Below are 6,000 nucleotides of genomic sequence, written 5' to 3'. Positions count from 1 at the left end.
GATGACGGCAAACTGGTCTACACGCCTTTCGGCGATTACGAGGGGACCGACACGTTTGATTACTGGACGGCGGATGACAATGGTCAGCTTACCCGTGCCACTGTCACCGTCGATGTATTCGACATCATCTGATCTCTGACAGAGACACCGGAAACAGTGTCGGCGCCGCCCCGAAACGGGCGGCGCCGCGCGTTAAGACCCGCTGATCCGGAATAGATGACGACGCGTTCAAGCTGGCGCGACGCAAAACCACCCAAGGGCGCTACTTGACGAAACTCGCCGACCGGTCGCGCATTCTGTTCCTGAGCCGCCTGTGCAGTTTTTCCATCCCGCAGTAGCGGGCAAGCTTTTCGAGGAAATAGGTGAGGAATCCGTATCGCCGCACCCCGGTGCGCCACACCAACACGCGGTTTTTTGCAAGCAGCCACAGATGCTCCGCGCCCGAAGGGGTCCGGCCCTCGCCCGCCTGAACATACCCGTGCGAAGCCATCAGCGGGCCTGCCTTGCCCTCAACCAGGGCAATGTCGTCCGCGGTCGATCTGCTGCGCCATTGCTCAACCAGCGAAGCATCGGGGGGGTCATAGGTACTGTTTCGGTGGTACTCCAGCATTTCAGGTTCAAAATCGACCTCCAGAAACCCGCAAACCGCCCGCAGTTCCGCCTCGATATCTCGAAACAGGTTCTCGTATTTCAACACATGGACACGGTCGCCGCTAAGGGCGTGACTGACCGCTTCCCACTCGGCTTCGGTCGTGATCCAGTGGTTGATGCCGCTGTAGAGCGTCCCGGACCACCCCATCCCGATCGAGGAACGCGCCACGTCGCGCGGGTCGCGCAGCATGTGGATGATCCGGGCGGCGGGCAGGACCTGTAGGACCTTGCCGATATTCCGGTGGATGTTCAGCGTCAGAACCCCGCTGCCGCGGGCTTCGTACTGGTCCAGAAACTCCGCCAGAAGTTCCAGCCCGTCCTTGCCCTCGATCAGTCTCAGGCCGGAGTTCAGGAACACCCGGTTTTCGGCCAGTTTCCCAAGATCGTAACGCCAGCCGCTGGCATGGCTCTTGTCCGGCACCAGGTAGTCCAGCAGAAAGTCAACCTCGCCCGGGTTCTTGATCCGGGGGTGACCGTCGAGCATCAGCCGGAAGACGGTTGTGCCCGATCGCAACGCCCCGAATACGAACACGATCCTGTGCTGTGGCGCATCCTTTGGCATGGCCCGCTCCTGACTCGGGAAACCGATACGTGGCTTACAGGCCGGGAATGAAGCGCGGCATCTTGGTCAGCACGCTTTGCAGGCTGTCCTGCAGGCGCGCCTCGGCATCGGCCACGGATTCACCAGGAAGCATATCCGTGGTCAGCCGGACGATGGCGCTGTCATTGCGGCCATTGGTCAGCTTGCCCTGCATCAGTTGCAGTTTCGCGGTGAACATCGACGCGGTCCGCTGGCCCTGCTGCTCGTACCAGTAATAGACCAGCATACGGCTGACCCCTTTCTGGATGATCGCGCGGTTCAACTCGAACGTATCGCCGTATCCCGTGGGGGGCGTCGCCTCGACCTGTTCCAGCTTGGCAATTTCCCAGCCGGCGCCGGGCAGGCATACCTCGGGCGAGTGAACGCCGCCCTGGCTCTGATCCTTGTACCAGGCGACGAAAAGCTCCACCTGCTCAACCGTGGACGGCTTGGTCAGGTTCAATGACAGGTAGTCATCCGCGCGCAGGGCGCGTTCGATTGTCGGATCCAGCGAGAACTGCCGGCCCGTTGCCCATTCCCCCACTTCGACCGGGAACAGCACAAAGGGATCGCGATCGATCTGCACGGCTTCACGTTTCGGTACGGAATGCCACGCCCCGGCGAACGCGGTCACCACGACGGCAGCGGTGATCAGGGCGGCTGACGGGCGGATCAGGAAAAGCCGCTTGGCCTGTGTCCCCAGACCTTCCGTGTCCAGATCCAGCGCCTGGATCAGGCCGATCCGGTCACGGCGCAGCTTGACCAGCACCCATGCGAGCAGGAAAAGGATCAGGATGCAGCTGATGAAGATCACCCAGCCCTCGAAGAAATGCGAAAATCCTTCAAGATGGCTCAGCCCGAAATTGTTCACGATCACGCCGGCGATGGCGATCCTCACCGAGTTCATGAAGATCGTGATCGGTGCGGCGGATACCAGAAGGATGGCCTTGTGCCACATCGGCCCGCGATAGAGGACTGCAAAGATGTAAGAGAAGCTGAGGATCGGGAACAGGTAGCGCAGCCCCGAACAGGCCTCGGCCACCTGCAGTTTATAGATACCGAGGTCGATGATGTTACCTTCGAGGTAAACCGGCACCCGCAGCAATTGCAGGAAATAGACGCCCAGCTCGGACGACACCCCCTGAAGATAGGTCGAGACGCCGTAATACAGCGCACCCGGAAGCGGCAGCATGTAGATCAGGTGCACCACCGGCGGCCAGAAATGCTTGCCCGTGTTCCAGCCGAAACTGATCAGCAGGATCGCACCGACCCAGAGGATCAGCGCATAGGCGACGATATCGTTGATCTCGATCATGTTGCCCGCCAGTCCCAGCGCGACCGCGATCAGCAACAACACCACGCCGGGCCAGCGGTCAGTGACCGGGCCGTCATTGACCGGGACGGTCTTGAGCTGGCGCAGGAACAGCAGTCCGGACAAGATCGGGATCAGGGGCCCGTGGCTGTATTCCGGCAATTGCCAGGCCTTGAGCAACTCGGCGATGCCGTTCCAGTAGAAGGCAGCGGCGGCGATTGCCGCGACGATCAGCCAGAAAATTCCCATGTGGAAATATCCCTGGGTCGTACGTGCGGCGGGTGTGTGATGGCTGGTAAGGCTCATGAAATGGCTCGGGCCCCATAAACTAGGTTACTAACAGGATTGCCTATAATCTTAGACAACATGACTCGTGACAGGCAGGTTCAAGCGCGGATAGTACCGATTTCACCGTTGAAATTCCACGTTAAACTACATTCTCACGACATGCACACGGGGGCGTGATCGGCCGTGCGCGTGTCTGCGCCCCGTATGCGGGTAGCTGTTGGGGATTTAATTGTTTTTTATCAAAGTGTTGGTGTGTGTCCGCGGTGTATTCGACGGATTGCCGATGCGATGCCGACATTGTCGCGCAGCTGGAAATATACTGGTTCTCGTCAGATAAAACTAAGCGAGGCGGGAATGCTCCCGCCCCGAAAGAATCACGGTCAGGCTATGTCGATGTTATCGCCATAGACTGTGCTGTAGCCGATATCTTCCAGCGCCGCGATGCTCATGTCAGACAAGTAATTCCCCGACAGGCGCAGATAGGGCGTCATGATTTCCTTGGTGAATGTACCGTCGTGCCAGTGCGCGCCGGACTGATCCAGTTGCACGCCCTGGTCAGAATACGGATCGGCGCCGGCGATATCGCTGTAAACGTCGCTATACGCCTGGATCGCATTCTGTCCGGTAAAGCGTTCCTGACCGCCGATTGTTTCGACCAGGCCAAGGTTGTCGAATAATGTTCCGAATCCCATCGCATGAAGCATCTCGTGAAGGCCAAGATCCTCCCAGAGGCCCTTGGAATCCAGATTGTCGACATCGGCAGTGTCAAATCGTACGGTTCCCGTGCTGGGCAGGTAGCTGTCTGAACGGACAGAACGCGGTCCGCCGGTTGCCCATGCACCGCCTGATCCGTCGATATCGGTTTTCACGATCGTCAGCTGGATATCGTCTATGCCGTTGTGGTTTGGCAGATCTTCGGTGATGATGTCGCTGATCATCTCGGCAGCATTTGCAAGATATTGTTTTTGCTGGTCAGTCCAGGACCCTTCAAACAGAAGCTCTACATTGTATCCGTCAGGGTTATCCATTCCGCTGACATAGACATTCTCACTGTTGCTGCCCGGATTTGTCTCGGTGCCGCCGTCTGTGCCGCCCGTATCTGTGCCGCCGGTGTCGGTCCCGCCGTCGGTGCCACCGGTATCGGTACCGCTATCCGTGCCGCCCGTTCCGGTGCCGGTATCGGTACCGCTGTCAGTTTCACCGGTATCGTTCTTGTCCTTGTTCTTGCCGCGGCCATTGCCCTTGCCGCCGGTGCCGGTGTCGTCCTTGCCGCCTGCCCAGATCGGTTTGGCCGCGGCATCGTCGATGATCTGCTCTCCGTGATCATGGTCCGAGTGGTCGGTTTCGGTCTCGGTTTCGACCTCGGCATCGTTCAGAGGACGCGCGAGAGAGGCCAGATCAGCCGTGGCGCGTTCATCCGCGGCCCGCAAGGCTTCGATGGCCCTGTCAGCCGCGTTGGGAACGTCTGGTCTATTGTCTGTTTCAGGGGCCTGGTCTGCCCCGCCTTCCAGCCCGTCGGCAAGACCGGTCTGTTCTTCCGGCGGGCTCATCTCGCGGGTCAGCGGCGTGGCCAATTCGGTCAGCTCAGCGGTGGACCTTTGGTTGGCATGGTTCAGCGCACGTTTCGGGCCAGGCTCACCATCTTCGAAGAAAGAGGAAATGATATCTGCGTCGAATTCCGGGGGAAGCACATCAGCCAGGGGCGCACCGCGCCCGGGAAAGTCTTGCCGTTTCATGTCTGTCAGTCTCGCTCGATTTCGCCCCTGCCGGGCTGTTAACTAAGAGCAGACTACGGCACAAATAAGGCGCCCAAAAGGGCGCCCTATCCTTCTGTATGCTTCAGCGTCCGAAGTTAAGCGGCTTTCCGCTTGCGCGCCCGGACGATGCCAAACACACCCATTGCCGAGAGCAGCAAAGGCAGGCCGGCGGGCACCGGAATGACGCCACCCGGCGGGTCTTCGTCAACACCGCAGGGGTGTTTGAAACCAGATGCCGGCTCCGACGTGGTTCCGTCAAAGCTGGCGACAATGCAATCCAGCCTGATTTGAGCAGACGTGGCGGCGCTGAACTGGATCTTGGTGATATCCTTGAACCCGGCGATAGATGTCAGGTCAGCAATATATCCGGTGTTCTTCGCCAGCGGACCTGCAGCAGCGCCATCAGAGTAGTTGGTCACATTCGGGAACAGAGCACCCAGATGGAAGGTTGCTGTTGCCGTCTGAACTGCGCCGTTGAACGCCGTCGCCGTGATCGCGTTCGACGCGCCGGTACCATTCCCGGTCAGCAAGAAGTAGAACGAGTCCAGCGAGAAGACCCCGTCTCCGGTCAGTCGTGTCATCATCGGCAACACGCCCTGCGTGCCTTCGATCAGACAGCTGCCGTTTCCGCCGCCTGACGTCGTATCAGCGCAAAGGACAGAGGATTGAAAGTTGGTCGGGTCGAAAAAGAAATTTCCGTCCGCCGTGGTATAGTCTTTCGCTCCGTTATTTGTGTCGTCGAAGTGAATCAACTGAGTCACAGTCGCCGCACTTGCAAACGACGCACAGAGCGCAAGGGCTCCGGCGGTTGCGGTTATTTTAAGTGTCGTGAAAAAATTCATCCAATTTCACCTCTCGTTAACAAAGCAGATAATCTGCCGTTCCCCCATAAACCGATACGCGACAAACCGTACGCGAGTTCTGAACACGGGCGTCGGACTTATTTTTGCCACATTGTGCGATTTCAGGAAAGAAAATTAGCGGTTCACCATGTTTTTACCGCCTTGTTACGCGCGGGGGTTGTGAAATTATCCTTATAGGGGTGTCGCGCGCGCCATTTCCCGTACAAACAAGGGAAAACGAGCGAATTGTTCACGAATCGGATCAGCCCAAATCAACGTATTGTGAGGCGACGGAACGGTGGCTGACTGCAAAGCCGCCCCTTCAGCAAACGCGATACGCGGGTGGGTCATGGGCGGACATCGATCGGCGAGTTGCCGATGCCCCGTCACCAAAAAATAAGGGCGCCCGGATCAGGGCGCCCTTGGTATTTCGTACCCTTCAACTCACCACCAGGGCTAATATCGGCCCCAAGGCCCTAATTAGGCCACCAAACCCGGTTCAAACACAGCCCGGCGAACCATCAAAATTCGCCGCCCCCCACCGGGTCAAACACACATTTACCGCACAGT

Annotated in this window: 4 protein-coding genes; all 4 read right to left on the bottom strand. The window is 58.6% G+C overall.

Going from position 1 to position 6,000, the window contains the following annotated elements; translation table 11 throughout:
* Window positions 1-262 precede the first annotated feature (262 nt).
* The gene (locus AAFO92_RS08685; RefSeq protein ID WP_347534322.1) at window positions 263-1,213 is read right to left on the bottom strand and encodes a sulfotransferase; all 951 of its coding nucleotides are present in this window, start codon (window positions 1,211-1,213) and stop codon (window positions 263-265) included.
* Between the two features lie 34 nt (window positions 1,214-1,247).
* Window positions 1,248-2,849, bottom strand: a complete 1,602-nt coding sequence (gene xrtD, locus AAFO92_RS08680; protein ID WP_347534321.1) for a VPLPA-CTERM-specific exosortase XrtD — start codon at window positions 2,847-2,849, stop codon at window positions 1,248-1,250.
* A gap of 362 nt (window positions 2,850-3,211) precedes the next feature.
* Window positions 3,212-4,567, bottom strand: a complete 1,356-nt coding sequence (locus tag AAFO92_RS08675) for a hypothetical protein (protein WP_347534320.1) — start codon at window positions 4,565-4,567, stop codon at window positions 3,212-3,214.
* A gap of 116 nt (window positions 4,568-4,683) precedes the next feature.
* Complete coding sequence (locus tag AAFO92_RS08670; protein ID WP_347534319.1) at window positions 4,684-5,430, bottom strand: VPLPA-CTERM sorting domain-containing protein; 747 nt, start codon at window positions 5,428-5,430, stop codon at window positions 4,684-4,686.
* Window positions 5,431-6,000 lie beyond the last annotated feature (570 nt).

This window comes from Roseovarius sp. CAU 1744 (assembly GCF_039839345.1).
Classification (GTDB): Bacteria; Pseudomonadota; Alphaproteobacteria; order Rhodobacterales; family Rhodobacteraceae; genus Roseovarius.
The sequence above is the reverse complement of the archived record's forward strand: the minus strand, read 5'-3'. Positions and strand labels throughout refer to the sequence as shown.